Source organism: Streptomyces sp. NPDC096013, from assembly GCF_044763565.1.
Taxonomy (GTDB): Bacteria; Actinomycetota; Actinomycetes; order Streptomycetales; family Streptomycetaceae; genus Streptomyces.
This window is the reverse complement of sequence record NZ_JBIWGK010000022.1, coordinates 68471-95342: the sequence shown is the minus strand read 5'-3', so window position 1 is coordinate 95342 and position 26872 is coordinate 68471. Positions and strand designations below refer to the sequence as shown.

Below are 26872 nucleotides of genomic sequence, written 5' to 3'. Positions count from 1 at the left end.
GACATGAGCCAGCTGCTCATTCTGGCGGCCGAGAAGGAAAACCCTCTCATCCCGCCGATCCCTGAGCTTGTCATCGGCCTGCTCGCCTTCGTCATCGTCTTCGGCTTCCTCGCCAAGAAGCTCCTCCCGAACATCAACAAGGTTCTGGACGAGCGCCGCGAGGCCATCGAGGGCGGTATCGAGAAGGCCGAGGCCGCCCAGACCGAGGCACAGAGCGTTCTTGAGCAGTACAAGGCTCAGCTCGCCGAGGCCCGGCACGAGGCCGCGCGTCTGCGCCAGGAGGCGCAGGAGCAGGGCGCGACGCTCATCGCCGAGATGCGCGCGGAAGGCCAGCGGCAGCGCGAGGAGATCGTCGCCGCCGGTCACACGCAGATCGAGGCCGACCGCAAGGCCGCTTCGCAGGCGCTGCGCCAGGACGTGGGCAAGCTCGCCACCGACCTGGCCGGCAAGCTCGTCGGCGAGTCCCTTGAGGACCACGCCCGGCAGAGCCGCGTGATCGACCGTTTCCTCGATGAACTCGAGGAGAAGGCCGAGGCCGCACGATGAACGGAGCGAGCCGCGAGGCCCTGGCAGCCGCACGTGAGCGTCTCGACGCGCTGACGGACTCCACGTCCGTGACCGCGGCGCAGCTCGCCGACGAGCTGGCCGCCGTCACCGCGCTGCTCGGCCGTGAGGTGTCCCTGCGCCGGGTCCTCACCGACCCGGCGCAGGACGGCGAGGCCAAGGCCGCGCTGGCCGAGCGTCTGCTCGGCGGCCAGATCGGCGGCCCCGCGCTCGACCTGCTGTCCGGCATGGTGCGTTCCCGCTGGTCGCAGTCCCGCGACCTGGTGGACGCGCTGGAGGAGCTGGCGGCCACCGCCGACCTCACCGCCGCCCAGCAGTCGGGCGAGCTCGACGACGTCGAGGACGAGCTGTTCCGGTTCGGCCGGATCGTCTCCTCGAACACCGGGCTGCGCGCCGCGCTGACCGACCGCGCCGCCAGCGCCACGGCCAAGAGCGAGCTGCTGCGCAGCCTGCTCGGCGGCCGGGCCAAGCCGACCACCGAACGACTGGTGACGCGCCTGGTGACCGCGCCCCGAGGACGTAGCCTGGAAGCGGGACTCGAGTCCCTGTCCAAGCTCGCCGCCGAGCGCCGCAGCCGCCTGGTCGCGGTCGTCACCACGGCGGTCCCGCTGAGCGACCCGCAGAAGCAGCGCCTGGGCGCCGCCCTCGCGAAGCTCTACGGCCGCACCATGCACCTGAACATCGACGTGGACCCCGAGGTCCTCGGCGGTATCCGGGTGCAGGTCGGCGACGAGGTCATCAACGGCTCCATCGCGGACCGCCTCGATGACGCCACCCGCCGCATGGCGAGCTAGCAGCACCACAACAAAGACGTAGTAAGGCGGCCCGAGTTGGGCCGTGCAGAGGATTCACCTCGTTCAGGGGGGAGTCCCCCATCCCCCCAAGTGAAACTTCGGGCCCAACAAGGAGAGCAGGGAACCCAGATGGCGGAGCTCACGATCCGGCCGGAGGAGATCCGGGACGCGCTGGAGAACTTCGTCCAGTCGTACAAGCCGGACGCGGCCTCGCGCGAGGAGGTCGGTACGGTCACCCTTGCCGGCGACGGCATCGCGAAGGTCGAGGGCCTGCCCTCGGCCATGGCCAACGAACTGCTGAAGTTCGAGGACGGCACCCTCGGTCTTGCGCTCAACCTCGAAGAGCGTGAGATCGGTACCGTCATCCTCGGCGAGTTCAGCGGTGTCGAGGAGGGCCAGCCGGTCACCCGCACCGGAGAGGTCCTGTCCGTCGCCGTCGGCGAGGGCTACCTCGGCCGCGTCGTCGACCCGCTCGGCAACCCGATCGACGGCCTCGGCGAGATCGAGACCACCGGTCGCCGCGCGCTCGAACTTCAGGCCCCGGGCGTCATGGCCCGTAAGTCGGTGCACGAGCCGATGGAGACCGGCTACAAGGCCGTCGACGCGATGACCCCGATCGGCCGCGGCCAGCGCCAGCTGATCATCGGCGACCGCCAGACGGGCAAGACCGCCCTGGCCGTCGACACGATCATCAACCAGCGCGACAACTGGCGCTCCGGCGACGTGAACAAGCAGGTCCGCTGCATCTACGTCGCCATCGGCCAGAAGGGCTCCACCATCGCCTCCGTGCGTGGTGCGCTCGAAGAGGCCGGCGCCCTGGAGTACACGACCATCGTCGCCGCCCCGGCGTCCGACCCGGCCGGCTTCAAGTACCTGGCGCCGTACACCGGTTCGGCCATCGGCCAGCACTGGATGTACGACGGCAAGCACGTCCTCATCATCTTCGACGACCTCTCCAAGCAGGCCGACGCCTACCGCGCCGTGTCCCTGCTGCTGCGCCGTCCGCCGGGCCGCGAGGCCTACCCGGGCGACGTCTTCTACCTGCACTCCCGTCTGCTGGAGCGCTGCGCGAAGCTCTCCGACGAGATGGGCAAGGGCTCGATGACCGGTCTGCCGATCGTCGAGACCAAGGCCAACGACGTCTCGGCGTTCATCCCGACCAACGTCATCTCCATCACCGACGGCCAGTGCTTCCTGGAGTCGGACCTCTTCAACGCCGGTCAGCGCCCCGCGCTGAACGTCGGTATCTCCGTCTCCCGAGTCGGTGGTTCCGCGCAGCACAAGGCGATGAAGCAGGTCTCCGGCCGACTGCGCCTCGACCTCGCCCAGTACCGCGAGCTGGAGGCGTTCGCCGCCTTCGGTTCCGACCTGGACGCCGCGTCGAAGGCCCAGCTGGAGCGCGGTCAGCGTCTGGTCGAGCTGCTCAAGCAGCCGCAGTACCAGCCGATGCCCACCGAGGACCAGGTCGTCTCCGTGTGGTCCGCGACCACCGGCAAGATGGACGACGTACCGGTCGAGGACATCCGCCGCTTCGAGAAGGAGCTGCTCGAGTACCTGCACCGCAAGGAGCAGGGCCTCATGACCTCCATCAAGGAGGGCGGCAAGATGTCGGACGACACCCTCACCGCCGCCGCGGACGCGATCACCGAGTTCAAGAAGCAGTTCGAGACCTCGGACGGCAAGCTCCTCGGCGAGGACGCCCCGGCCGCGGCCAAGTGACGTAGGAAGGGACCTGACTCATGGGAGCCCAGCTCCGGGTCTACAAGCGTCGCATCCGATCCGTCACCGCGACCAAGAAGATCACCAAGGCGATGGAGATGATCGCCGCCTCGCGCGTCGTCAAGGCGCACCGCAAGGTGCAGGCCTCGACGCCGTACGCGAAGGAACTGACGCGCGCGGTCACGGCGGTCGGTACGGGTTCCAACACCCGGCACCCGCTGACCACCGAGGCGGAGACGCCGACCCGTTCCGCGGTCCTGCTCCTCACGAGCGACCGCGGTCTGGCCGGCGCCTTCAACGCCAACGCCATCAAGGCCGCGGAGCAGCTGACCGCGCGTCTCGTGGCCGAGGGCAAGGAGGTCGACACGTACATCGTCGGCCGCCGCGGTGTCGCCCACTACAACTTCCGTGAGCGCAAGATCTCGGAGCAGTGGACCGGCTTCACCGACGAGCCCACGTACGCGGACGCGAAGAAGGTCGCGGGTCCGCTGATCGAGGCCATCGAGCGGGACACGGCGGAGGGCGGCGTGGACGAACTCCACATCGTCTACACCGAGTTCGTCTCGATGATGACGCAGACGGCGATCGACAGCCGGCTGCTGCCCCTCAGCCTCGAAGAGGTCGCGGAGACGGATCGATCTGCGGCTGCCGCCGCGGGCACGCCCCAGGGCGAGATCCTTCCGCTGTACGACTTCGAGCCGTCGGCGGAGGACGTCCTGGACGCCCTTCTGCCGCGGTACGTCGAGAGCCGTATCTACAACGCGCTGCTCCAGTCGGCCGCCTCCAAGCACGCGGCCACGCGCCGCGCGATGAAGTCGGCGACCGACAACGCGGGAGACCTGATCACCACGCTCTCCCGTCTTGCCAACGCGGCCCGCCAGGCCGAAATCACCCAGGAAATCAGCGAGATCGTCGGTGGCTCCGCAGCCCTGGCCGACGCGACCGCGGGGAGTGACAAGTAATGACGACGACAGTTGAGACGGCCGTTGCCACGGGCCGCGTCGCCCGGGTCATCGGCCCGGTCGTCGACGTGGAGTTCCCCGTCGACGCGATGCCGGAGATCTACAACGCTCTGCACGTCGAGGTGGCCGACCCGGCCCAGGACGGTGCGAAGAAGACGCTGACCCTGGAAGTCGCCCAGCACCTGGGTGACGGCCTGGTCCGCACGATCTCGATGCAGCCCACCGACGGTCTGGTCCGCCAGGCCCCGGTCACCGACACCGGCGACGGCATCACCGTCCCGGTCGGCGACTTCACCAAGGGCAAGGTGTTCAACACCCTCGGCGAGGTGCTGAACGTCGACGAGAAGTACACGGGCGAGCGCTGGTCCATCCACCGCAAGGCCCCGAACTTCGACGAGCTCGAGTCGAAGACCGAGATGTTCGAGACCGGCGTCAAGGTCATCGACCTGCTCACCCCGTACGTCAAGGGCGGCAAGATCGGCCTGTTCGGCGGTGCCGGCGTCGGCAAGACGGTGCTCATCCAGGAGATGATCTACCGCGTCGCCAACAACCACGACGGTGTCTCCGTGTTCGCCGGTGTCGGCGAGCGCACCCGTGAGGGCAACGACCTCATCGAGGAGATGGCCGACTCGGGCGTCATCGACAAGACCGCGCTTGTCTTCGGTCAGATGGACGAGCCCCCGGGCACCCGTCTGCGCGTGGCCCTCGCGGGTCTGACCATGGCGGAGTACTTCCGCGATGTGCAGAAGCAGGACGTGCTGTTCTTCATCGACAACATCTTCCGCTTCACGCAGGCCGGTTCCGAGGTCTCGACCCTGCTCGGCCGTATGCCCTCCGCGGTGGGCTACCAGCCGAACCTGGCCGACGAGATGGGTCTCCTCCAGGAGCGCATCACCTCGACCCGCGGTCACTCGATCACCTCGATGCAGGCGATCTACGTCCCCGCGGACGACCTGACCGACCCGGCCCCGGCCACCACCTTCGCCCACCTCGACGCGACGACGGTTCTCTCCCGTCCGATCTCCGAGAAGGGCATCTACCCGGCCGTGGACCCGCTGGACTCCACGTCCCGCATCCTCGACCCGCGCTACATCTCGGCGGAGCACTACGCCACCGCGATGCGCGTGAAGACGGTCCTCCAGAAGTACAAGGACCTCCAGGACATCATCGCGATCCTCGGTATCGACGAGCTGGGCGAGGAGGACAAGCTCACCGTCCACCGTGCCCGTCGCGTGGAGCGCTTCCTGTCCCAGAACACCCACGTCGCCAAGCAGTTCACCGGCGTCGACGGGTCGGACGTCCCGCTGGACGAGTCGATCGTGGCCTTCAACTCGATCATCGACGGCGAGTACGACCACTTCCCGGAGCAGGCGTTCTTCCTCTGCGGTGGTATCGAGGACCTGAAGGCGAACGCGAAGGAGCTGGGCGTCTCCTGACCCCTTGCTTCACCTGAGGGGGTGGGGTGTGTCCCACCCCCTCAACCACGCCCACTAGAATTTGACCCAACACCCGGCACGACCGCCGGGTGGTGACCCGAGGAGCCCACCTTGGCTGCTGAGCTGCATGTCGAGCTCGTCGCCGCGGACCGCCAGGTCTGGTCCGGCGAGGCCACCCTGGTCGTCGCGCGCACCACGTCCGGCGACATCGGCGTCATGCCCGGTCACCAGCCGCTGCTCGGTGTGCTGGAGTCGGGCCCGGTGACCATCCGTACGAGCGACGGAGGGACGGTCGTCGCCGCGGTGCACGGCGGTTTCATCTCGTTCGCGGACAACAAGCTGTCGCTGCTCGCCGAGATCGCCGAGCTGTCGGACGAGATCGACGTCCAGCGCGTGGAGCGTGAGCTGGAGCAGGCGAAGGCGGAGGGTGATGCCTCCGCCGAGCGCCGCGCGGACGTCCGACTGCGTGCGGTGGAGACCCGCTGAACCCAGAAGTGACGCGATGACGTGACTCAGCCGCGGCTGGGACCGGAGGAATCCGGCCCCAGCCGCGGCTGAGGCGAATGTGGGTGTTTTTTCCGTTCCGTTACCTGTTTTACCTAGGAGACGAGGAGGTCGGTGTCGATGGTCCTCGCTCTGACTGTGTGCGGAATCGTGGTGGCCCTGGTAGTCGTGGGGCTGTTCGTCTTCGGCCTGCGCCGCAGACTCATCCAGCGTTCCGGCGGCACCTTCGACTGTTCGCTCCGCTGGGACGTCCCGGAGAAACCCGACACCAACGGCAAGGGCTGGAGCTACGGCGTCGCCCGCTACAACGGCGACCGCATCGAGTGGTACCGCGTCTTCTCCTACGCCTACCGCCCGCGCCGCACGCTGGAGCGCTCGGCGATCGAGGTGGCCGGCCGCCGTCTCCCCGAGGGCGAGGAGGAACTCGCCCTGCTCTCCGACGCGGTGATCCTGACCTGTCTGCACCGGGGCACCCGGCTCGAACTCGCCATGAGCGACGACGCGTTGACGGGTTTCCTGGCCTGGCTGGAGGCGGCCCCGCCCGGCCAGCGGGTCAACGTGGCGTGACCGGGCACACCGGGTTTGGCCCGTCGGCCTGACTGACGGCGGCGGCGACCGCCGTGGCGAGGGCACTCTGTCGTAGGCCCAGGTGCCCACATCGAACAGCTCGCTACCGGCGCCGATCGGCCTTCGCCCCGGGCCGAAGGGCCCCGTGCGGCGCACGCCGGGGGCGCGCGGTGCGGACAACGCACCGCGGGCGGACCGGAGAGGTCCGCCCGCGGCGTTCGGTGCTGAGCGGTGTGGGGATCAGCTCAGCCCGCTGTTGATGGCGGTCACCAGCTCACCGTTGCTCGTGTCGCCGCTGAAGTCCCAGAAGAACGCGCCGCCCAGACCCTGGGTCTTGGCCCAGCTCATCTTTCCGGCGATGGTGCTCGGGGTGTCGTAGGACCACCAGTTGTTGCCGCAGTGCGCGTACGCCGTGCCCGCGATGGTGCCGGTGGCCGGGCAGGACGTCTTGAGGACCTTGTAGTCCTCGATGCCCTGCTCGTAGGTGCCGGGCGCCGGGCCGGTGGCGGTGCCGCCGGGGGCGTCCTGGGTGACGCCGGTCCAGCCTCTGCCGTAGAAGCCGATGCCGATCAGGAGCTTGTTCGCGGGGACCCCCTTCGCCTTGAACTTGGCGATCGCGTCAGCCGTGGTGAAGCCGGGGGTCGGGATGCCGCTGTAGGTGGTGAGGGGGGAGTGCGGGGCGGTGGGGCCGGTCGCGTTGAAGGCGCCGAAGAAGTCGTACGTCATGACGTTGTACCAGTCGACGTACTGGGCCGCGCCCGCGTAGTCGGCGGCGTCGATCTTGCCGCCGGAGGTGCCGTCCGCCGTGGTGGCGGCGGTGACCAGGTTGTTGGAGCCGAACTTGGCGCGCAGGGCCTGCATCAGGTTCTTGTAGGCCGCGGCACCGCTGGTGTCGCAGGACAGGCCGCAGGCGTTCGGGTACTCCCAGTCGATGTCGATGCCGTCGAAGATGTCGGCCCAGCGCGGGTCCTCGACCAGGTTGTAGCAGGAGTTGGCGAACGCGGTCGGGTTGGCCGCGGCCTGGCCGAAGCCGCCGGACCAGGTCCAGCCGCCGAAGGACCAGAGGATCTTGATGTTCGGGTACTTGGCTTTCAGCTCGCGCAGCTGGTTGAAGTTGCCCGCGACCGGCTGGTCCCAGGTGTCGGCGACGCCGCTGACCGACTGGTCGGCGGTGAACGTCTTCTGGTAGTCGGCGTAGGCGTCACCGATCGCGCACTGGCCGTTCGTCACGTTGCCGAAGGCGTAGTTGATGTGCGTGATCTTCGCGGCGGAGCCGGAGGTCACCAGGTTCTTGACCTGGTAGTTGCGGTCGTAGGTGCCCCACTCGGTGAGGTACCCGAGCTTGACCTTGCTGCCGCCGGTCGGGGGAGTGGTCGTACCGCCCGTGGTGTGCACGGCGACGGCGCCGCTGACCGGTCCCGTCTGGTCGGCGGTGTCGCGGGCCTGCACGGTGTACGAGTAGTCGGTGCCGGCGGTGAGGCCGGTGTTCGTGTACGACGTCGTCGTGACGGTGGCGACCTTGGTGCCGTCGCGCAGGACGTCGTAGTTCTTGATGCCCTTGTCGTCGGTGGCGGCCGACCAGGAGAGGTTCACCGAGGTGTCGGTGATGCCGGAGGCGGTGGGGGTGCCGGGCGCGGAGGGCGCCGAGTCACCGGGGACCGTGGTGCCGCCGTCACAACTGCCGCCGTTGAGGCGGCAGTTGGAGGGCGCTCCGGGGCCTGCGCCATTGAAGCCGAAGGAGACGGAGGCGCCCGCGGCGATGGTGCCGTTGTAGGACTTGTTCTTCGCGGTCCAGTGGTTGCCGGAGCTGGTGACGTCCGCGTCCCAGGCCGACGTGACGGACGTGCCGGAGGGGAAGTCCCACTCGACCGTCCATGAACTGATCGCGCTGGTACCGGTGTTCTTCACGGTCCACTGACCGCCGAAGCCGGTGCCCCAGTCGCTGGACTTGGTGAAGGTGGCGGTCGCGGTGGAGGCGGCCTGGGCGGGGGCCGCCAGTCCGACGAGCGCGGCGAGCGGAAGCAGCAGGGTCGCGAACCCGGCAACTGCTCGATGTCTGAAGCGCATTGAGCGCCTCCTCGGGGTGTCGGGGGGTGTCTCGAGGATCGGGGCGCGACTGAGCCTTCGCACCACGGTGCCGTGAGAATAGAAAGGTCTGGACCACGGGTCAATAGGTCTGGACCACTTCCGCGACAGTGCGCTAAACCCCCAACTCCTCCGCCAGTACGGCCGATTGCCCCCGTCCGCCCATGTGAAGGGAGACGAGGGCACCGCCGCATCGCCCGCCTAGCGCTCCCCGCCCGGTACCCACAACACGTCCCCCGTCTCCTTGTTGGCCGTGCGGGCCAGGATGAACAGGAGGTCCGAAAGCCGGTTCAAGTACGTCGCCGTCAGCGGGTTCATCACCTCACCGTGGGCTTCCAGCGCCGACCAGGTCGAGCGTTCCGCGCGGCGGACGACCGTGCAGGCCTGGTGGAGGAGGGCCGCGCCCGGGGTGCCGCCGGGGAGGATGAAGGAGCGGAGTTTCTCCAGCCGCTCGTTGAAGTCGTCGCAGTCCGACTCCAGTCGGTCGATGTAGAACTGCTCGACCCGCAGGGGCGGGAACTCCGGGTTCTCCACCACCGGGGTGCACAGGTCCGCGCCGACGTCGAAGAGGTCGTTCTGCACGCGGGTGAGGACCTTGACGATGTCCTCGGGGAGGGCGCCGAGGGCGATGGCCGTGCCGATCGCCGCGTTCGCCTCGTTGGTGTCGGCGTACGCCGAGATCCGGACGTCGGTCTTGGCGACCCGGCTCATGTCGCCGAGGGCGGTGGTGCCCTGGTCGCCGGTCCTGGTGTAGATGCGCGTCAGATTGACCATACGGCCAGCGTAGTGAGGCTCCCGGGTTTCGGCGCAGGGGGCCAACTAGGCCGTACGGGCGGTCGAATGGCCCGAGCCGGTGTGATGTCCGTCAGATGAGACGTGACGCGCGTTACTAACCGGTCACACAGCGCCGCAGCTTCGCTAAGGTCCGCCGAGAGGCATACGGATACACGCTGTAAGCGTTTCAAAGGGGAGTCGCACAGTGGCACGGAAGCTTGCCGTCATCGGCGCCGGACTCATGGGTTCCGGAATCGCCCAGGTCTCCGCGCAGGCGGGCTGGGACGTCGTCCTGCGCGATGTCACCGACGAGGCGCTCAAGCGCGGTACGGACGGCATCAAGGCCTCGTACGACAAGTTCGTCAGCAAGGGCAGGCTGGAGGCGCACGACGCCGACTCGGCCCTCGGGCGGATCACGGCCACCACCGATCTGGACGCCGTCGCCGACGCGGACATCGTCGTCGAGGCCGTCTTCGAGAAGCTGGAGGTCAAGCACGAGATCTTCCGCGCGCTGGACAAGATCGTGCGCGAGGACGCCGTCCTCGCCTCCAACACCTCCGCCATCCCGATCACGAAGATCGCGGCCGTGACGGAGCGTCCGGAGCGTGTCGTGGGCGCGCACTTCTTCTCGCCCGTCCCGATGATGCAGCTGTGCGAGCTGGTGCGCGGCTACAAGACGAGCGACGAAACCCTCGCCGCCGCACGGGAGTTCGCCGAGTCGGTCGGCAAGACCTGCATCGTCGTCAACCGCGACGTCGCCGGGTTCGTGACGACCCGTCTCATCTCGGCGCTCGTCGTCGAGGCGGCGAAGCTGTACGAGTCGGGCGTCGCCACCGCCGAGGACATCGACCTCGCCTGCAAGCTGGGCTTCGGTCACGCGATGGGCCCGCTGGCCACCGCGGACCTCACCGGCGTCGACATCCTGCTGCACGCCACGAGCAACATCTACACCGAGTCACAGGACGAGAAGTTCGCCCCGCCGGAGCTGATGCGCCGAATGGTGGACGCCGGTGACATCGGGCGCAAGAGCGGGCAGGGCTTCTACAAGCACTGAATCCGTACAGCCCCCTGGCCTGTCACACGCAGGGGTGAATTCGGTATCGGTTCGCTCACAGACGGCAACCTCCCGGCACTTCACACAGTCAGAGGTTGCATCACCTGCATCACGGAGTACGCCACCGCACTCACGGGGAGCGCATATGCACATCAGGGGCGACCACGTCGAGCTGGTCGTCGGGGGCCGCCTCGACGTCCGCAGCGCGGCGGACGCCCGTACGGTCCTGCACTCGGCCGTCGACGACGGAGTCGGCGATCTGGTGCTGGACCTGTCCGAGCTCGACTCATGGGACGCCACCGGCCTCGGCGTGATCATGGGAGCCCATCGACGGGCCGGCCGCTGCGGCCGCCGCCTGGTGCTGCGCGACGTACCGCCGCAGATGCAGCGCCTGCTCGTGGCCACCCGGCTGCACCGCATCCTCGCCATCGAGGGCGGGATCGGCGTGGAGTCGCTGCCCAGGGTGTGACACTTTCGGAGAAAGTGTCACGTTCTCCCGAAGAGCCCACGTCAGCCGCCCCGGACATGTGCACCGCGCACAATCCTCACGAGACTGTGACGTCTCGGACGGCGCGGTACCCCGGCCTGTCGTAGATACTGTGCGAAGGTTTAGGGTTCGGTCGCCCGCTGCCACACAACCCTTCGAGCGGGCCCGGACCAGAAGCGACAGCGCGGTGTGCACAAGGCCGGGAGGGGCCCTGGGTCCTGTCGACCCGCACACGACGCTTTTGGGGGGCTTGGACCTATGGACCCGATCGACCGGGGACCCGAGGAGTACGGCCATGACGGCGACGACACGTCGTCGCGTCAGCGCCCGCCGCGGGAACCCCTCACATCCGACTTCGGCCAGCACGCACCCGCGCTCGCCCGCACCGTGCAGCTGGTCACCGGCGACTTCCTGCTCACCGTCAACCCCGTCGACGGCAGCGAGATCGAGGCCTGCCCGCCCGGCCGGCGCCCCGGCACGCCCGCGAAGCGCACCGCCGCCGACCGCGCCGAGACGGACCGCGCCGCCAGACCACCCGTCCCGCCGGGCCTGAGCCGCCCCGCACCGCCCCTCCTGGAACGCCAGGAGGAGCGCGAGCGTCTGGTACGACTGCTCGCCCGCGGCCGTTCCGTACGCCTCACCGGACCCTCCGGCTCCGGGCGCACCAGCCTGCTCGACCTGGTCGCCGAGGACTGCCTCGACCTCGCCCCCGACGGCGTGATCCGCCTCAGCGGCTTCCACCGCACCGCGGGCGACCTCCTCCACGACCTCTTCCACGCCGTCTACGACGCACCCCTGTACCGGCCCGACCGGGACGAACTGCTCGCCCTGACCCGGGAGATCGGCGCGGTCGTCGTCCTCGACGACATCGAGTTCGGCGCCGCCGCCCTCGACGAACTCCTCGACGCGACACCCGAGTGCGCCTTCCTGATCGCCGCGACCCCGGAGGTCCCGGCACCGTCCGCGGACTCCGCCGTCGAGGAGATCTTCCTCGGCGGTCTCGGCAGGCCCGGCGCCGTGGAGGTCCTGGAGCGTGCCGTGGGCCGCGTCCTCACCGAGGAGGAGGCGAACTGGGCGGGCGACCTGTACTTCGAGTCCGAGGGCCTGCCCCTGCGCTTCGTCCAGGCCGGTGCCCTGCTCCGGCAGCGCGACGAACTGCGCGTCGGCACCAGCGCCGTCGAGGAGTTCGGCGTCTTCCAGGACACGCCCCCGGCCGACGCCCCGCCGCCCGACCTCGACGAGGCCGACGCCGTACCCCTGCCGTCCCTCGGAGAGGCCGCCGCGCCCGCGGCGCTGCTCGCCTCGCGGCTCAGCACCTCCGCCCGGGCCACCCTGCGCTTCGCCGTCGCGCTCGACGGCGAGGTGCCGCACCAGGCGCATCTGCCCGCGCTGGTCGGCGACACCCACGCGGACGCCGCCCTCGGTGAACTCGCGGGCTGCGGACTGGTCTCCCCGGTCGGCTCCCGCTACCGGCTCGCCGCCGGTGTCCAGACCCAGCTGGAGGCCGCCGGGTACGCCGACGACATCGCGTCCGGCGCCCTCATCGCCGCCCTGCACTACTCCTGGTGGGCCGGGCACCCCTCGGTCACGCCCGCACGCGTCTGCGCCGAGGCGGACGCCCTGCTCGCCGCCCTCGTCACGCTCCTGCCGGCGACGACCCCGCCCGGCGACGGCGAGGAGAGCACCACCGTCCACCTCGCTCGCACGGCGGCCCCCGCGTTCGCCGCCGGGCTGCACTGGAGCGCGTGGGAGCGTGTGCTGCGGTCCGGTGCCGAGGCCGCGCAGCTCGCCGGCGATGTGAGTGAACAGGCCTATTTCCAGCACGAGTTGGGGGTCCTCGCGCTCTGCGAGGGCGACCTCGACCGGGCCCGCGCCGAGCTGGAGTCGTCCATCGGCCTGCGCGCCGTCGTCGCCGACAAGCGCGGCACCGTGGCGGGCCGCCGTGCCCTCGCCCTGGTCGCCGACCGCTCCGGCGTCGCGCTCGGCCTCGGCGCCGAGGCCGGTGAGGAGGTGCCGGACGCGCGCCACGAGGAGTCGGCGTCGCCGCCCGGCGGCACACCGACGCCCTTCCCGCCGCTCCAGCTGCCCGCCGACACGTACACCCTCGTCTCGCACCAGCCGGCCCTGCCCACGGCTCACAACAAGGCCCGGGGCGGTCTGCGCGGCTACGCCCGGCGCAACCTCGTCGCGGCCGGCGCGGGCGTCCTGCTCGCCGCCGTCCTCGGCACGGTCGTCACCCTCGGCGCCACGTCCAACAACAACGCCGACAACCCGTCCGACAAGGTCGGCGTCAACCCGTCGGCCAGTCAGGGCGGCGGCGACGACAGCCTGGGCGCCGACCCGGCGAAGAACGACGACGGCAGCAACACGGGCACGGCGACCAGCCGGCCGACCGATCCGGGGCCCGACGGGACGTACGGCACGTCGGACGATCCGACACCGCCGGCCGGCAATGGTCAGCCCTCGGACACGCCGAGCGGGACGAGCAGTTCGGGGGGCGGGCACACGAGCCCGTCGCCGACGAAGTCCACGAGCAGGCCGACTTCGCCGACCCCGACCACCTCGCATTCGGCGTCTCCGAGCCCGACGGCATCGCAGAGCTCGCCGCCGCCCACGGACACCGGCTCGCCTGCGCCGACGGACTCCTCCACCGCCCCGTCCACCAACACCTCGGCAAGCGGTGTCGCCTCAAGTGCCCCCGTGCAGACGGCCAGTTCGGCCGCGCCCGAGAGCAGCACCGCGGGCACCCCGAGTTCCGCCGCCGCCTCGGGAAGCGTCATCTGACCCTCCGTACGACACGAAAGGGCCGGCTCCGATGATCGGAACCGGCCCTTTTCGGCGGGGTGAGGTCGGTGTCCGCCGACGTCTGTTCAGAACAGCCGCAGTTTGTCGTCCTCGATGCCGCGCAGGGCGTTGTAGTCCAGGACCGCGCAGCCGATGCCGCGGTCGGTGGCCAGGACGCGCGCCTGGGGCTTGATCTCCTGGGCGGCGAAGATGCCGCGGACCGGGGCGAGATGGGGATCGCGGTTCAACAGCTCCAGGTAGCGCGTGAGCTGCTCCACGCCGTCGATCTCGCCGCGCCGCTTGATCTCGACGGCGACGGTCCGGCCCTCGCCGTCCCGGCACAGGATGTCGACCGGGCCGATGGCCGTCATGTACTCGCGGCGGATCAGCGTGTAGCCGTCGCCGAGGGTGTCGATGCGGTCGGCGAGCAGCTCCTGGAGGTGCGCTTCCACGCCGTCCTTGATCAGGCCGGGGTCCACGCCGAGTTCGTGCGAGGAGTCGTGGAGGATCTCCTCCATCGTGATGATGAGCTTCTCGCCCGCCTTGTTGATGACGGTCCAGACGCCGTCCTCGTCGCCGGAACCCTCCTTCAGCGTGCAGGGCGGCGACATCCAGTTGAGGGGCTTGTAGGCCCGGTCGTCCGCGTGGATGGAGACGCTGCCGTCCGCCTTCACCAGGATGAGACGGGGGGCGGAGGGAAGGTGGGCGGTGAGCCGGCCCGCGTAGTCCACGGAACAGCGGGCAATGACGAGACGCATGGTCGGCAACGCTACTCGACGGGCGAGGGTCCACGCGATTCGCCCACCCGCCGTCCCCGGGCGCCGCCCCTGTTGTCCTGGAAGACCCGTGACGCCCCTTGTTCATTAGTGGCCGATTGTGGGCCCATTGGGAGTTCCCTATGTACGCATTCTCCTGGTGCCGCCATCCTCCGTTGCCTACCGTATAAACGGGAGGTCGCGAGACGTGTACGCAGCGTGTTCGCAAGCGCGGTCTCCCTCATCTGTCCGGCAACCCCTGCGTGTTGGGGGTGCGAGAGGAGAACCCATGTCGCTCGACGTCTCACCGGCCCTACTCGAAAAGGCCGAGCGAGGCGAGGTCGACGAAGCTGAATTCGTCGACTGCGTCCGGACCTCCCTGCCTTACGCATGGGAGATGATCAGCTCCCTGGTGGCTCAGCTGAAGGTCGACGGCGGTGCGTTCGCCGACAACCAGACGCCGCCGCCGGACGAGCAGGCACGCGGTCAGCTGCTGCGTGCGCTCGCGAGTGACGCGATACGCGGCGCGCTGCAGCGGCACTTCGGTGTACGCCTGGCCTTCCAGAACTGCCATCGGGTGGCGGTGTTCCCGTTGGACGGCTCGGTGGACGAGACGCTGGCCCGCTTCACCTCGGTGCGCAGTCAGCTGCTGAACCAGTCCCCGGAGTTCAGGGACTGCTGACGCGGCGGACGGCGCACTGCTTGCCGCTCCGTGCGCGGGAGGTGTTCTGTACGGGGCGGCAAGCTCCCCGCGGTCCGGTCAGCCGAGGTGGGGGAGCACCTCGGCACCGAGCCGCCGTACGTTCTCCTCGGTGGCCGCGAGGTCTCCGGAGCCTTCGACGAGCAGGGCGAAGCGGGAGATGCCGGTCCGCTCGGAGGTCGCCGCGAGCCGGTCGGCGCACAGCCGCGGGGTGCCCACCGGGTGCAGCCCGCAGAGCAGTTCGGTGTACGCGAGCGGGTCGCGCATCCGGCGCTCGCGGTCGTCCACCGTGACATGGGCGCCGAGCCCCTGCCGCAGCCAGCCCGGCATCGCCTTCACCAGCGCCTCCACGGCGTCGGCGCGCCGGTCCGCGATCTGGCAGACGCCGGCCGAGACGTGGGCCACGCCGCTGATCTCCTCCGCCGGACGGCCCGCCGCCCGGGCCAACTGCCGCCACAGGGCGACCATTTCGGCTTTCTCCTCGTCCCCGACATGCATGCCGAGCAGCATCGGCAGGCCCCGCTCGGCCGCCAGCCGCACGCTCGCGGGTGAGGTGCAGGCGACGACGACCTCGGGGCCAGGCGTGTCCGACAGCGCCTCCGACGGCCTTGGTACGACGGGTACTTCACGGAACGCGAAGCGGTCGCCGGTGCCCGCGACCGACGGCTCGCGCAGCCAGCGCATCAGCAGATCGAGTGATTCCGGGAATCCCTGTTCGTACGCGGCGAGGCCCGCGCCGAACACCTCCAGGTCGACCCACGGGCCGCCGCGCCCCACGCCCAGCGAGAAGCGGCCCCCGCTCGTCACGTGCAGCAGCGCGGCCTGCTCGCCCAGGGCGACCGGATGGACGGTGGGCAGCACGCTGACGGCGGTGCCGACGCGGATGCGGCGGGTCCGGCCCAGCAGTAACGCCGCCAGGGTGACCGCGGACGGGCAGGTGCCGTAGGGCACGAAGTGGTGTTCGGCCAGCCAGGCCGTGTCGAGACCGGCTTCCTCCGCGATCTCGACCGAGCGCACCGCGCGGTGCAGTGCCTCCCCCTGGCCCTGCCCCGGGAACTGGGCCGCCAACACAAAACTTCCGACGCGCATGGCACTTCCTGCTTCCTTGGCTCCGACACGGAGCTCCCCCACCGGGCATAACCGTCCGACACGTGCCGAGGACACGGCCTGGCAAAGAGATTTGCGGATTGTCTGCAGAATGCGCGGCCCCGAGGGGGACTTGTGCGGGTTGATGCCCTTCGCGTACCCCTGTCCGCGCCACGTACGCTGGACACAGCCCTTGCCTCCTGTATAGCCCCGTGAGGTGTCCCGTGTCCCCGCGTCGCAACCGACCCAAGGAGTCCGGTTCCGCCGGCCAGAGTGCCGACGACGACCGCGCGGGCCGCTACGGCGGCTGGCAGTCCACGGAGCAGTGGCGGGGCGAGGAGTGGAGCGTGCGCCATGTCGCCGGGGCGAGCGCGGAGGGCAAGACGTACCGTTGCCCCGGCTGCGACCAGCAGATCCCGTCCGCCGTCCCGCACGTCGTGGCCTGGCCCGAGCACTCGGGCGTGGACGACCGCCGCCACTGGCACAAGGCCTGCTGGAACGCGAAGGACCGCCGCACCACACGGGTGCAGCGGTCCAGGAACGCGCCGAGGTTCTAGGCCGTGTCCGCAAAGTCCCGCCTGCCTCCCTCCGGGCGGACGACGGGACTTCGCGGACACGATCTAGCCCGTCCTACGGCTCACACGTCCCGCTTCTCCAGCAGCGCGACGGCGCCCGCGAACACCAGGGCCGTCACACCGACGATGATCCACAGCGGGTCCCAGCCCGAAGGGCCGGAGTCCGTGAGGGAGTTGGAGTAGAAGACGCTCAGCTGGTTCGGGATCGAGTACTCGAACAGCTTCTGGCGTACGCCCTCCAGGGACTGCGAGAACATGAACAGCGCGATGACCAGCGGGGCGAGCACCGCGCCGATCATGACGGTGATCGCGCCCGCCGAGTGCCGGATGATCGAGCCGATGATCAGCGAGAGCAGCCCGAGCAGGGCGACGTAGAGCGAGACGCCGACCGTCCCCTTGAGCCACTCGCTTGCGGACGGGTCCTTCGCGCCGTTGCTCTCCAGCAGCGAGACGTCCACGAAGGCGATGAACACCGAGGACACCAGCGTGACCACGAAGGCGACGGCGAAGAACACGATCGACTTCGCCGCGAGGACCCGGCCGCGGCTGGGGCAGGCGGTCATCGTGGTGCGGATCATGCCCGTGCCGTACTCCGAGGCGGTGGTCAGGACGCCGAGCGTGATGATGCACATGCAGCCCAGCAGCAGGCCGAAGAAGCCGTAGGAGAGCGGGTTGTCGCCGTTCAGCTCCGAGGAGGAGTTGCTGACCACGACGGCGGCGAGCAGGCCGATGCCGATGACCAGGACGACGAACACGCCGAGCGTCCAGAGCGTCGAGCGCACCGACTTGATCTTCGTCCACTCGGAGGCGAGCGCGTGCCCGAGATGCGTGCGCACCACCGGGATCGGCGAGGTGTACCCGGCGTACGGCGCGGCTGCCTGTGGCATCGGGGGCTGGGGCGTGCTCATCGGGCGTCCTCGGGCTTGGTCAGGTCGGCGGCGGGGGAGGGGGCGGGAGCGGCGGGGGCCGGGGTCGCGTCCGCGGCCGGAGCCGGTGGGGCCGCCGGGGCCTGCACCGCCGGGGCACCCTGAGCCGGGGCCTGGGGCGGCTGTGCGGGCGTCTGCGGGACCAGGGGCGGCACAGGCCCGTACGGGCCCGGTGCCACAGCGCCGGGCGCCGCAGGGGCGCCGTACGGGTTCGGGGCGCCGTAAGGATTCGCCGGGGGCATGCCCATGGCGAAGGGCTGGCCGCCGTGCTGCGGCGACGGCGGCGCGTACCAGCCCGGCTGGCCCTGGCCCGGTACCGGCATCGGCGGCTGCGCGCCCGGGGGCAGCTGCTGCATCAGACCGGCCTTCTGGTCGATCGTCGAGCGGTAGTCGACGGCCCCCTGCGTCATCCGCATGTACGCCTCCTCCAGCGAGGCCTGATGCGGGGACAGCTCCCACAGCCGTACGCCCGTGTCGTGCGCGATGTCGCTGATGCGCGGCAGCGGCAGTCCCGTGACGCGCAGCCCGCCGTCCTGCTCGGGCATCACATGGCCGCCGGCCTCGGTCAGCGCCGAGGTGAGCTTCTCGCGCAGCTGGGGCTCGGTGTCGGGGGTGCGCACGCGGGCGAAGTCGGCGGAGTTCGCCGAGATGAAGTCCCGCACGCTCATGTCGGAGAGGAGCTGTCCGCGCCCGATCACGATGAGCTGGTCGGCGGTCAGCGCCATCTCGCTCATCAGGTGCGAGGAGACGAAGACGGTACGGCCCTCCGCCGCGAGCGCCTTCATCAGGTTGCGCACCCAGAGGATGCCCTCGGGGTCGAGGCCGTTGACCGGCTCGTCGAAGAGCAGGACCTGCGGGTCGCCGAGGAGCGCGGCGGCGATGCCGAGCCGCTGGCCCATGCCGAGGGAGAAGCCCTTGGAGCGCTTTCTCGCCACGTCCTGGAGGCCCACGACCCCGAGCACCTCGTCCACGCGCCGGGCCGGGATGCCCGAGAGCTGGGCCAGGCTCAGCAGATGGCTGCGGGCGCTGCGGCCGCCGTGCACGGCCTTGGCGTCGAGGAGGGCGCCGACCTGTCTGGGCGCGTTCGGCAGCTTGCGGTAGGGGAAGCCGCCGATCGTCACCTGTCCTGACGTGGGGTTGTCCAGGCCGAGGATCATGCGCATCGTCGTCGACTTGCCCGAGCCGTTGGGCCCGAGGAAGCCGGTGACGGCACCGGGCCGCACCTGGAAGGAAAGGTTGTACACGGCGGTCTTGTCGCCGTAGCGCTTGGTCAGGCCGACAGCCTCGATCATGCTCCGCACCCATCGAAAGGATCAGGACAGCAGGGCACACGCCCCCGTAAGGGTTAGGAGGATATCGGGGCGCTGACGGTTCCGCCCAAGAGAAAGTAAAGCAACGTTCCGCGTCAGGCGTCCCGGCGCTTCAGCAGGACGTAGGCGCCCACCAGCGAGGCGAGCACCCACAGGGCCATGATCCCGAAGCCGCCCCACGGTCCGTACGGCGAGGAGTCGTCGACCGGCGTGACCACCTGCATGATCTTGCTGCCGGCCTGGTCGGGCAGGTACTGGCCGATCTTCTTCGTCGCGGAGACGTTGCCGAGGATGTTGGAGATGAGGAAGAAGAAGGGCATCAGGATGCCCAGCGACAGCATCGGCGAGCGGAGCATCGAGGCGACGCCCATGGAGAACATCGCGATCAGGGTCATGTAGAGCCCGCCGCCGATCACCGCGCGCAGCACGCCCGGATCGCCGATCTCCGCCTTGTGCGAGCCGAGCATCGCCTGCCCGAGGAAGAACGTGACGAAGCTGGTCACGAGGCCGACGACGAGGCAGAGCCCGGTGGCCACCGCGATCTTGCTGAACAGGAAGGTGCCGCGCTGCGGTACGGCCGCGAGCGAGGTGCGGATCATGCCGGTGCTGTACTCGTTCGACACGACGAGCACCCCGAACACGATCATCGCGAGCTGCCCGAGACTCATCCCGGCGAAGCTGATGAACGTCGGGTCGAAGGACAGCTTGTCCTTGGCGCTCATGTCGTCGAACTGGCTCTTCGACAGTGCCGAGATCAGCATGCCGAGCCCGATCGTCACCACCAGGGCCAGCGAGAGCGTCCACACCGTCGACGCGACGGAACGGATCTTGGTCCACTCCGAGCGGATGACCTGGGTCGCCGCCATGTCAGCCCTTCTTCCAGCCGTCGCCCCAGCCCTGCCGCGGAGCAGGTGCCGCGGCCGGAACCGCGGTGGGAGGTGCGTCGGAATGCGCGTGGTACTCCACCGACTCCGCGGTCAACTGCATGAACGCCTCCTCCAGGGAGGCCTGTTGGGGACTCAGCTCGTGCAGCACCAGCTGGTGCGACGCGGCCAGCTCACCGATCTGCTCGGACTTGCCGCCGTCCACTTCGAGGGCCCCGCTGCCGGACTCGACCACCGTGATCCCGGCCTGGTGCAGCACGTCGAGCAGCCGCTCGCGCTGCGGGGTGCGGATCCGGACGTACGACCGCGAGTTCTGGTGGATGAAGTCCGCCATCGAGGTGTCCGCGAGGAGCCGGCCCTGGCCGATGACGACGAGGTGATCGGCCGTCAGCGCCATCTCGCTCATCAGGTGCGAGGAGACGAAGACCGTACGGCCCTGCGCGGCAAGGGACTTCATCAAATTGCGGATCCAGTGGATGCCCTCGGGGTCGAGACCGTTGACCGGCTCGTCGAACATCAGGATCTCCGGGTCGCCGAGCAGCGCGCCCGCGATGCCGAGCCGCTGCCCCATGCCGAGCGAGAACCCCTTGGCCTTCTTCTTCGCCACCGAGGTGAGCCCGACGGTGTCCAGCACCTCGTGCACCCGGGCCTTCGAGATGCCGTTGCTCTGCGCGAGACACAGCAGGTGGTTGAAGGCGCTGCGACCGCCGTGCACGGCCTTGGCGTCGAGGAGGGCGCCGATGTACTTCAGCGGGTCCTTGAGATGGTCGTAGTGCTGGCCGTCGATGCGCACGTCACCGGCGGTCGGCCGGTCGAGACCGAGCATCATCCGCATGGTCGTCGACTTGCCGGCGCCGTTCGGGCCGAGGAAGCCCGTGACGATGCCGGGTCTGACGGTGAAGGTCAGGTTGTTGACCGCCACCTTGTCGCCATACCGCTTGGTCAGCCCCTCGAGCTCGATCATGCGGCCACGCTAAGACCGCCGTTCGGCGGATGCCACCCGAACGGGCAAACAGAGTCCGACGAGGCAGGCAACAACCGTGAACGCCGTCGCCCAGGCGAACGCGACTCGCGCGGGCTCCCTCGACCCGGTCGCCGACCCCACCCTCGTCGGGATCGTCGACGACGTCTACCTGCCGTTGCTGCGCGGACACGGCTGAGGCCCGCACCCCGTGAGGGAATGCGGGCCTCGGCCGTGTGACAAACGCTTGCTTACCGGGACTGCTGAGCCGGAACCCCGCGGGAGATGGGCTCGTCCTCGACCGGCGAGCTCGCGGCGGCCACCGCGGCTCCGGTGAGGGTGGCGAGCATCTCGCGCACGTTCGTCAGCTGAGCGTTGATGCTGTCGCGACGGTTCGTCAGGGCGGCCAGCTCGCGCTCGGACTCCGAACGGATGCGGTCGGCCTTGGCGTTGGCGTCGGCCACGATGTCCTCGGCCTGGCGCTGAGCCGTCTCCACCGTCTGACGGGCGCGGCGCTCCGCGTCCGTCCGCAGCTTCTCGGCCTCCAGCCGGAGCTGCTCCGCGCGGTGCTCGATCTCCGCGAGGCGCTTCTCGGCCTTCTGCTGACGCGACGCCAGATCGCGCTCGGACTGCTCGCGACGCTTGGCGAGGTTCGTCTCGAAGTCGGCGGCGGCCTGCGCGGCCTTGGCGCGGGTCTCCTCGAAGAGGGCGTCGGCCTCCTCGCGCTTCGACTGGGCGTCCTTCTGAGCCTCGCCACGGAGCTGGGAGGCGTCGCTCTTGGCCTTCTCGACGATCCGGACGCCCTCGTCCTCCGCCTTGGCCTTGCGCTCCGCAGCGAACGATTCTGCGTCGTTACGGACCTGCTGGGCAGCGGACTCCGCGAGTTCGCGGTGCTGCTCGGCCGCGCGCCGTGCCTCCTCGCGCAGGTCCTTGGCCTCTTCCTCGGCGAGGCGGAGGATCTTCTCGACCCGCGCGCCGAGACCGGCGTACGACGGCTCCGCGTCGCTGACCTGGGCCTGGGCGTTCTGCGTTTCGAGGTGGAGCTCCTCGATGCGCTTTTCGAGAGCGGTGATACGGGCCAGAGCGCTGTCACGGTCGGAGACGAGCTTCGAGATGCGTTCGTCCACCTGAGCGCGGTCGTACCCACGCCGCACAAGCTCGAAGCCGTAGGGGGAAGTGTCGCTCATGGGGTTCCTGTCGAATGAGACCGGTGAGGTGATAGGTGGAATCCTAGGGGCCGAAGCGGTGTGTCATCGAGCGGATGCGTGTTTGATCTGGAGAATGACACCCCTTTTGAGTGGCTAACCGTCGGACCGCTTGCCAAAGACTCGGTCAAAGGCCCCAGAACCCCCCGAACTTCACAGGGTCTTCTTAACCTTCAACAGACTTGCCACCCGAACGAGTCGCGCCCGCCGTGGCCGCCGCCTTGACCCCGCCGTCCTTGGCCGCTGTCGGGGCCTCGAAGGATTCCAACGCCTCCAGGACGTCCTGGACACGGGAGATCTCGGCGTTGATGTCCTCGCGGCGACGGACCAGCACCTCGAGGTCGCGCTTGCCCTCCTCGACCGTGCGGCGGGCCTCGCGGATCGCCTCCGCCTTCAGCTCCTCGGCCTCGCGGATCAGCGTGGACTTCTTCTGCTCGGCCTCCTTGAGGAGACCCTCGGCCTTCTTCACCGCGGCGATACGGACCTTGCCCGCCTCGGAGTTGGCCTCCGACACCAGCTCCTTGGCCTTCGCCTGCGCCTTGCCGAGCTGCTCCTCCGCGGCCTTGATGAGCGCGTCGCAGCGGTCGCCGGCCGACTTCATCGTCTCGGCCGACTCACGGCGGGCCCGCTCGTGCAGGTTCTCGATCTCCGCCGTGATGCGGTCGCGCAGCTCCTCGGACCGCTCCCTTATGGCGGTCGCGTCCCGGCGCGCGCCGACGAGCAGCTCGTCCGCGTCCGCACGGGCCTGCTCCACCCGGGAGTTGCCCTCGACCGTGGCCTCGGACACCAGCCGCTCGGCCTCGGCGCGGGCCGCGCCCACCATGGAGTCGGCCTGCGCCTCGGCGTCCGCCGTCGTCTTCTGCGCCTGCTGCTGGGCCTCGTTGAGGAGTTTGTCGGCCTCGGCCGCAGTCTCCGTGATGAGGGTGTCGACCTGCTCGGCCGCCTCGGAGCGCCGCTTGTTGGCCTCCTTGCGGGCCTCGTCCAGCGTCCGCTCGGACTCCTCGCGCGCCGCCGCGGTGACCCGCTCGGCCTCCGCCTCCGCCTCCGCCTTGAGCCGTGCGGCCTCGCTGCGAATCCGCTCGGAGTGCTGCTGCGCGGACCCCACCGTGTCGGCGGCCTCGGCGCGCAGCCGCTCCGCGTCCCCGGTCGCGTCCGAGATGAGCTTCTCGGCCTTGGCCACGGCCTCGGCCCGCACCCGCTCGGCCTCGTTGATCGTCTCCGTCTGGAGCCGCTCCGCCTCCGCCGTCACCTCGGTGATCAGGGTGTCGGCCTGCGTCGCCGCGTCCGAACGGATCCGGTTGGCGTCCTCACGGGCGTCCGCGCGAGCCCGCGCCGCGTCCTGGTCGGCCTGCGCGATCGCGTCCGACGCCTCCGTGCGCACCCGCTGGGCGTGCTCGGCGGACTCCGCCCGCAGCTGCTCCGCCTCCGCGATCGCCTCGGCGACGGTGCGCTCCGCGAGGGCCTTGGCCGCGTCCGTCTCCTCGGCCGCCCGGCGCCGGAGCCGGTTGGCGTCCTCGGTGGCCCGCTCCCGCTCGCTGTACGCGTCGGCGCGGACCCGGTCCGCCTCCTCCTGCGCCTCGCGCCGGGTACGGTCCGCGACATGCTCGGCGGCCGAGCGGATGCCGGCGATCTCCTCCTGCGCCTGCTCGTGCAGCCCGGCGACGGACTCCCGAACCTGCTGGGCGTGCTGCTCGGCGCCCGACACCATCTCGGTGGCGCGCCGGTCGGCCTCCTCGACCAGCCGTACGGCCTCGGACTGCGCCTCCTCGACGCGATTGCGCGCCGAGGCCAGCAGCTCCTCGCTCTGCTCCCGGGCCCGCTCGCGCTCCTGCCCGGCCTCCTCACGGGCCGACCCGAGGAGTTCCTCGGCCTCACGACGACGTCGTACGGCCTCCTCCTGGGCGGCGGCCAGCGTCTCCGACGCCTCCGTGGCCAGCCGCTCGGCGGCGGCCTGGGCCTCCGTGCGGACCCGGTCGGCGGTGTCCTGCGCCTCGGTCTTGAGCCGCTCGGCCTCCGCGGCCGCCTCGGACCGCAGGCGTACGGCGATGGCCTCGCCCTCGGCGCGGGACGCGGACGCGTCGGCCGCGGCCTCGTTGCGCAGCCGCTCGGCCTCCGCCTCGGCCTGCGCCTGGAGGGAGCGGATGCGCTCGGCGGCCTCGCCGCGCAGGCGTTCCGTCTCCTCGGCGGCCTCGCGGCGGATCCGCTCGGCCTCCTCGCGGGCGTCGGTGAGCGCCTGTTCGGCGGCGGCGAGCCGTTCCTCGGCCTCCGTGTGCAGCCGGCGCAGGCCCTCGGCGGCCTCCTCGCGGCGCGCCTCTATCGCCCGCTCGGTCTCCTCGCGCAGCTCGCGCGCGGCCTGCTCGGCGTCCGCCTTGATGCCCTCGGACTGCTCGACGACCTCCGCGCGGTGCCGCTCGGCCTCCTTGCGGGTGCGGTCGAGGGTCTCCTCGGCCTGCCGGCGCAGAGTGGTGGCGCGCTCGATGGCCTCGGTGCGGACCTTCTCGCTGTCCGTGGTCGCGGTCTGGCGCAGCTCGTCGGCGTCCGCGCGGGCCTTGGACAGCAGCTCCTCGGCGGTCTTGGCCGCCTCCTCGATCTGCTGGACGGCCTCCCGGCGGGCCTCGGCGCGGATGCGCTCGCCCTCGCCGACCGCGTCGGCACGCAGCTGCTCGGCCTCGCCGCGGAGCCGCCGCGCCTCCTCCTGAAGCTCGACCGTCTTGGCGCGGTACTCCTTGGTGTCGTCCTTCGCCGCGCCCTTGAGGCCCTCGGCGATGTCGTGCGCCTGGGCGCGCAGCCGGTCGGCCTCGGCCTCCGCCTCGGAGCGGATGCGCTCGGCCTCCTCGGTGGCGGCCTTCGTGGTGTTCTTGGCCTCCTCGGCCGCCTTGTCGAGGACTTCCTCGGCGGTACGGGCGGCCTTGGCGAGCTGGGAGGCGGTCTCCTCGGCGGTGAGGCTGCGCGCGTTCTCCTCGGCCTCCGCGATGATCTTGTCGGCCTTGGCCTGCGCCTCGGCGACGACCTGCTCGGCGTCCGACTTGGTGGCCTCGGCCTCCTTGGTGGCCTCCGTCACCAGCCGGGCGACCTGCTCCTTGGCGGTCCGGGTGCGCTGCTCATTGGCCGACTCGGCGCTCGCGAGGGCCTTGGCGGCGGCTTCCTTGGCCTCGCTGAGGACCTTCTCCGCTTCGAGGCGCGCCTCGCGCAGTGAGGTTTCGGCCTCGGCCATGCGGGTCTCGGCGGCCCGGCTCAGCTCGGTGGCCTGACGGCGGGCGGAGTCCGACTCGCTGACCGTGGAGCTGCGCAGCTGCTCGGCGTGGTCGGTGGCCTCCTGGGCCTGGGTGGAGGCCGCGTTCAGCAGGCGCTCGGCGTCCGTGCGGGCGCGGCGCAGGAGCTGCTCGGCCTCCGCGCGGGCCGCCTCGGCGTCCATCTCCAGCCGCTGCCGTGCCTCGGTCGCGACCCGCTCGGCCTCGGCGCGGGCGGCGGCCAGCGCCTGCTCGGCCTCGGCGCGCGACTCGTCCACGAGACGGCGGGCCTGCGACTCGGAGCGGGCGCGGAGCTGCTCGGCCCACGCCACGTTCTCGTTGACGTGGGACTCGACGGTCTGCCGGCGCTCGGCGAGCTCCTGGTCGAGCTGCTGGCGCCGGGTCACGGCCTCCTGGTGCAGCTCCGCCTGGAGGCGCGCGGCCTGCTCGGCGTGCTCCTGGAGGATGCGCTGGGTCTGCGCGCGGGCCTGGCTCAGCTCCCGCTCGGCGTCCTGCCGCAACTGGTCGGCCTGGACCTGGGCATTACGAAGCATCTGCTCGGCCTGATAGCCGATGTCACCGCCGTCGTAAGCCGGTCGGGACATGAGGGTGCGGCGCGCCTCGTGCAGCTTGGCGCGCAGCACCTCGACCTGGTAGCCGAGGTCCTCGGCATGCTGGATCGCCTTTTCCCGCTCGGTCTTCAGCCGCTCCATCTCGGCCTCGAACCGAGAGAGGTGGTCGACGTCAGCCGCCGGCTCTCGCTCCTGGCGTTCGTAGCCCCGCACTGCGCGGTCCCATCCGTCCCCTGGTCGCGGTTTACTCCAACGAGCGCCGTCCATCCGCCGAACGGTGCTCCCGGGGAATGGTGTCAGATCTACGACGGAGCATGGGCTGCTGCCCGACGCTCGCCCCCCGAAACCCGGACCCCGGCATGCCGTAGCCCTGGTTGCGAGCGACGACCGAGCCCAACCCTACCGGCCCATATGTACGAGGGTCAGTGCTCAGGTGACTCAACAGGCGCCGAAGTGACCAGTTCTGTCAGTACGCCATGGCAATCCTTTGGGTGCAGGAACGTGATCCGTGACCCCATGGAGCCGTGCCGGGGCTCGTCGTACAGAACGCGTACGCCCTTTCCCCGGATGTCCGCGGAGTCGGTGTCGACGTCCGCCGTACCGAAGGCGATGTGGTGGACACCCTCCCCGTTCTTCGCCAGCCACTTGCCCACGGCGGAGTCCTCGCGGGTGGGTTCGAGGAGCTGGAGGTAGGAGGCGCCGCCGTCGTCCGTGTTGTTGATCTTCAACATGGCCTCGCGCACGCCCTGCTCCTCGTTGATCTCGGAGTGGAACACCTCGAAGCCGTAGGTGGCCCGGTAGAACTCCACCGTCTTGTCGAGGTCGAAGCAGGCGATCCCGATGTGGTCGATTCGAGTCAGCATGTATGTAGTGCAGCGCTCGCGCGGTGGTTACGCAACGTGCGCGCGATCACACCGACGGCCCGATGACGGGGTGGA

At 70.2% G+C, this 26872-nt stretch carries 23 protein-coding genes; 12 read left to right on the top strand and 11 right to left on the bottom strand.

Features of this window, described 5'->3' with window-relative positions:
- Nucleotides 1-3 precede the first annotated feature (3 nt).
- From ACIRB1_RS42440 to ACIRB1_RS42410, 7 genes are all read left to right on the top strand, one after another.
- Entirely contained in the window at nucleotides 4-546 is a 543-nt protein-coding gene (locus tag ACIRB1_RS42440; RefSeq protein WP_352180587.1) for a F0F1 ATP synthase subunit B, read from the top strand.
- Nucleotides 543-1358 (top strand): F0F1 ATP synthase subunit delta, encoded by an 816-nt coding sequence (locus tag ACIRB1_RS42435; protein ID WP_352180586.1) that lies wholly within the window; start codon nucleotides 543-545, stop codon nucleotides 1356-1358. The genes ACIRB1_RS42440 and ACIRB1_RS42435 overlap by 4 nt, the downstream gene beginning before the upstream one ends.
- Nucleotides 1359-1487: 129 nt before the next feature.
- Nucleotides 1488-3077, top strand: coding sequence for a F0F1 ATP synthase subunit alpha (gene atpA / locus ACIRB1_RS42430; protein ID WP_352180585.1), 1590 nt, complete (start codon nucleotides 1488-1490; stop codon nucleotides 3075-3077).
- A 20-nt stretch (nucleotides 3078-3097) separates the two neighbouring features.
- Nucleotides 3098-4039: a F0F1 ATP synthase subunit gamma gene (locus tag ACIRB1_RS42425; protein ID WP_352180584.1), complete on the top strand. Its 942-nt coding sequence runs from the start codon at nucleotides 3098-3100 to the stop codon at nucleotides 4037-4039.
- Complete coding sequence (atpD, locus tag ACIRB1_RS42420; RefSeq protein ID WP_328828803.1) at nucleotides 4039-5475, top strand: F0F1 ATP synthase subunit beta; 1437 nt, start codon at nucleotides 4039-4041, stop codon at nucleotides 5473-5475. Before ACIRB1_RS42425 ends, atpD begins: the two co-directional genes overlap by 1 nt.
- Nucleotides 5476-5586: 111 nt before the next feature.
- Entirely contained in the window at nucleotides 5587-5961 is a 375-nt protein-coding gene (locus ACIRB1_RS42415; protein WP_352180583.1) for a F0F1 ATP synthase subunit epsilon, read from the top strand.
- A gap of 138 nt (nucleotides 5962-6099) precedes the next feature.
- Nucleotides 6100-6546, top strand: a complete 447-nt coding sequence (locus ACIRB1_RS42410) for a DUF2550 domain-containing protein (protein WP_352180582.1) — start codon at nucleotides 6100-6102, stop codon at nucleotides 6544-6546.
- 240 nt (nucleotides 6547-6786) lie between these two features.
- Here the strand turns inward: ACIRB1_RS42410 and ACIRB1_RS42405 are convergent, their stop codons facing one another.
- Together ACIRB1_RS42405 and ACIRB1_RS42400 are read right to left on the bottom strand one after the other, a co-directional pair.
- Entirely contained in the window at nucleotides 6787-8613 is a 1827-nt protein-coding gene (locus ACIRB1_RS42405) for a glycosyl hydrolase family 18 protein (RefSeq protein WP_403469335.1), read from the bottom strand.
- 219 nt (nucleotides 8614-8832) lie between these two features.
- Entirely contained in the window at nucleotides 8833-9405 is a 573-nt protein-coding gene (locus ACIRB1_RS42400) for a cob(I)yrinic acid a,c-diamide adenosyltransferase (RefSeq protein WP_352180580.1), read from the bottom strand.
- Nucleotides 9406-9610: 205 nt separating this feature from the next.
- Between ACIRB1_RS42400 and ACIRB1_RS42395 the strand changes: the two genes are divergently transcribed.
- The 3 genes from ACIRB1_RS42395 (at nucleotide 9611) to ACIRB1_RS42385 (ending at nucleotide 13730) form a co-directional block, all read left to right on the top strand.
- Complete coding sequence (locus ACIRB1_RS42395) at nucleotides 9611-10459, top strand: 3-hydroxyacyl-CoA dehydrogenase family protein (protein ID WP_352180579.1); 849 nt, start codon at nucleotides 9611-9613, stop codon at nucleotides 10457-10459.
- 145 nt (nucleotides 10460-10604) lie between these two features.
- Complete coding sequence (locus ACIRB1_RS42390; RefSeq protein WP_054220485.1) at nucleotides 10605-10928, top strand: STAS domain-containing protein; 324 nt, start codon at nucleotides 10605-10607, stop codon at nucleotides 10926-10928.
- 276 nt (nucleotides 10929-11204) lie between these two features.
- Complete coding sequence (locus ACIRB1_RS42385) at nucleotides 11205-13730, top strand: ATP-binding protein (RefSeq protein ID WP_403469334.1); 2526 nt, start codon at nucleotides 11205-11207, stop codon at nucleotides 13728-13730.
- Nucleotides 13731-13816: 86 nt separating this feature from the next.
- On the opposite strand, the gene nucS is transcribed toward ACIRB1_RS42385, so the two are convergent.
- Nucleotides 13817-14488 (bottom strand): endonuclease NucS, encoded by a 672-nt coding sequence (gene nucS / locus ACIRB1_RS42380; RefSeq protein ID WP_352180577.1) that lies wholly within the window; start codon nucleotides 14486-14488, stop codon nucleotides 13817-13819.
- Between the two features lie 286 nt (nucleotides 14489-14774).
- Here nucS and ACIRB1_RS42375 point away from each other — a divergent pair, with 286 nt between their 5' ends.
- The gene (locus ACIRB1_RS42375) at nucleotides 14775-15167 is read left to right on the top strand and encodes an SCO5389 family protein (protein WP_019060740.1); all 393 of its coding nucleotides are present in this window, start codon (nucleotides 14775-14777) and stop codon (nucleotides 15165-15167) included.
- Between the two features lie 78 nt (nucleotides 15168-15245).
- On the opposite strand, the gene ACIRB1_RS42370 is transcribed toward ACIRB1_RS42375, so the two are convergent.
- On the bottom strand, nucleotides 15246-16274 hold the full coding sequence (locus tag ACIRB1_RS42370; RefSeq protein ID WP_352180576.1) for an LLM class flavin-dependent oxidoreductase: 1029 nt from the start codon (nucleotides 16272-16274) through the stop codon (nucleotides 15246-15248).
- A gap of 221 nt (nucleotides 16275-16495) precedes the next feature.
- On the opposite strand from ACIRB1_RS42370, the gene ACIRB1_RS42365 reads away from it, so the two are divergent.
- Nucleotides 16496-16828 (top strand): ATP/GTP-binding protein, encoded by a 333-nt coding sequence (locus ACIRB1_RS42365; protein WP_352180575.1) that lies wholly within the window; start codon nucleotides 16496-16498, stop codon nucleotides 16826-16828.
- Nucleotides 16829-16908: 80 nt separating this feature from the next.
- Here the strand turns inward: ACIRB1_RS42365 and ACIRB1_RS42360 are convergent, their stop codons facing one another.
- The 7 genes from ACIRB1_RS42360 to mce all read right to left on the bottom strand — a co-directional run bounded on the left by ACIRB1_RS42360 (nucleotide 16909) and on the right by mce (nucleotide 26797).
- Nucleotides 16909-17754 (bottom strand): ABC transporter permease, encoded by an 846-nt coding sequence (locus ACIRB1_RS42360; protein ID WP_352180574.1) that lies wholly within the window; start codon nucleotides 17752-17754, stop codon nucleotides 16909-16911.
- The gene (locus ACIRB1_RS42355) at nucleotides 17751-19064 is read right to left on the bottom strand and encodes an ATP-binding cassette domain-containing protein (RefSeq protein WP_403469333.1); all 1314 of its coding nucleotides are present in this window, start codon (nucleotides 19062-19064) and stop codon (nucleotides 17751-17753) included. The genes ACIRB1_RS42360 and ACIRB1_RS42355 overlap by 4 nt, the downstream gene beginning before the upstream one ends.
- Before the next feature lie 113 nt (nucleotides 19065-19177).
- Nucleotides 19178-19948: an ABC transporter permease gene (locus ACIRB1_RS42350; protein WP_352180572.1), complete on the bottom strand. Its 771-nt coding sequence runs from the start codon at nucleotides 19946-19948 to the stop codon at nucleotides 19178-19180.
- Between the two features lies 1 nt (nucleotide 19949).
- A complete protein-coding gene (locus ACIRB1_RS42345; protein ID WP_352180571.1) occupies nucleotides 19950-20930 on the bottom strand; it encodes an ABC transporter ATP-binding protein in 981 nt (326 codons plus the stop codon).
- A 248-nt stretch (nucleotides 20931-21178) separates the two neighbouring features.
- Complete coding sequence (locus ACIRB1_RS42340; protein ID WP_019073154.1) at nucleotides 21179-22114, bottom strand: cellulose-binding protein; 936 nt, start codon at nucleotides 22112-22114, stop codon at nucleotides 21179-21181.
- 184 nt (nucleotides 22115-22298) lie between these two features.
- Nucleotides 22299-26147, bottom strand: a complete 3849-nt coding sequence (scy, locus tag ACIRB1_RS42335; protein ID WP_403469332.1) for a polarized growth protein Scy — start codon at nucleotides 26145-26147, stop codon at nucleotides 22299-22301.
- A 209-nt stretch (nucleotides 26148-26356) separates the two neighbouring features.
- A complete protein-coding gene (gene mce, locus ACIRB1_RS42330; protein WP_352180569.1) occupies nucleotides 26357-26797 on the bottom strand; it encodes a methylmalonyl-CoA epimerase in 441 nt (146 codons plus the stop codon).
- Between the last annotated feature and the right edge of the window lie 75 nt (nucleotides 26798-26872).

Coding starts and splice junctions, on each gene's coding strand:
- ACIRB1_RS42440 (WP_352180587.1), top strand. CDS start 4: ATGAGCCAGCTGCTCATTCTGGCGGCCGAGAAGGAAAACCCTCTCATC.
- ACIRB1_RS42435 (WP_352180586.1), top strand. CDS start 543: ATGAACGGAGCGAGCCGCGAGGCCCTGGCAGCCGCACGTGAGCGTCTC.
- atpA (WP_352180585.1), top strand. CDS start 1,488: ATGGCGGAGCTCACGATCCGGCCGGAGGAGATCCGGGACGCGCTGGAG.
- ACIRB1_RS42425 (WP_352180584.1), top strand. CDS start 3,098: ATGGGAGCCCAGCTCCGGGTCTACAAGCGTCGCATCCGATCCGTCACC.
- atpD (WP_328828803.1), top strand. CDS start 4,039: ATGACGACGACAGTTGAGACGGCCGTTGCCACGGGCCGCGTCGCCCGG.
- ACIRB1_RS42410 (WP_352180582.1), top strand. CDS start 6,100: ATGGTCCTCGCTCTGACTGTGTGCGGAATCGTGGTGGCCCTGGTAGTC.
- ACIRB1_RS42405 (WP_403469335.1), bottom strand. CDS start 8,613: ATGCGCTTCAGACATCGAGCAGTTGCCGGGTTCGCGACCCTGCTGCTT.
- ACIRB1_RS42400 (WP_352180580.1), bottom strand. CDS start 9,405: ATGGTCAATCTGACGCGCATCTACACCAGGACCGGCGACCAGGGCACC.
- ACIRB1_RS42390 (WP_054220485.1), top strand. CDS start 10,605: ATGCACATCAGGGGCGACCACGTCGAGCTGGTCGTCGGGGGCCGCCTC.
- ACIRB1_RS42385 (WP_403469334.1), top strand. CDS start 11,205: ATGGACCCGATCGACCGGGGACCCGAGGAGTACGGCCATGACGGCGAC.
- nucS (WP_352180577.1), bottom strand. CDS start 14,488: ATGCGTCTCGTCATTGCCCGCTGTTCCGTGGACTACGCGGGCCGGCTC.
- ACIRB1_RS42375 (WP_019060740.1), top strand. CDS start 14,775: ATGTCGCTCGACGTCTCACCGGCCCTACTCGAAAAGGCCGAGCGAGGC.
- ACIRB1_RS42370 (WP_352180576.1), bottom strand. CDS start 16,274: ATGCGCGTCGGAAGTTTTGTGTTGGCGGCCCAGTTCCCGGGGCAGGGC.
- ACIRB1_RS42360 (WP_352180574.1), bottom strand. CDS start 17,754: ATGAGCACGCCCCAGCCCCCGATGCCACAGGCAGCCGCGCCGTACGCC.
- ACIRB1_RS42355 (WP_403469333.1), bottom strand. CDS start 19,064: ATGATCGAGGCTGTCGGCCTGACCAAGCGCTACGGCGACAAGACCGCC.
- ACIRB1_RS42350 (WP_352180572.1), bottom strand. CDS start 19,948: ATGGCGGCGACCCAGGTCATCCGCTCGGAGTGGACCAAGATCCGTTCC.
- ACIRB1_RS42345 (WP_352180571.1), bottom strand. CDS start 20,930: ATGATCGAGCTCGAGGGGCTGACCAAGCGGTATGGCGACAAGGTGGCG.
- ACIRB1_RS42340 (WP_019073154.1), bottom strand. CDS start 22,114: ATGAGCGACACTTCCCCCTACGGCTTCGAGCTTGTGCGGCGTGGGTAC.
- mce (WP_352180569.1), bottom strand. CDS start 26,797: ATGCTGACTCGAATCGACCACATCGGGATCGCCTGCTTCGACCTCGAC.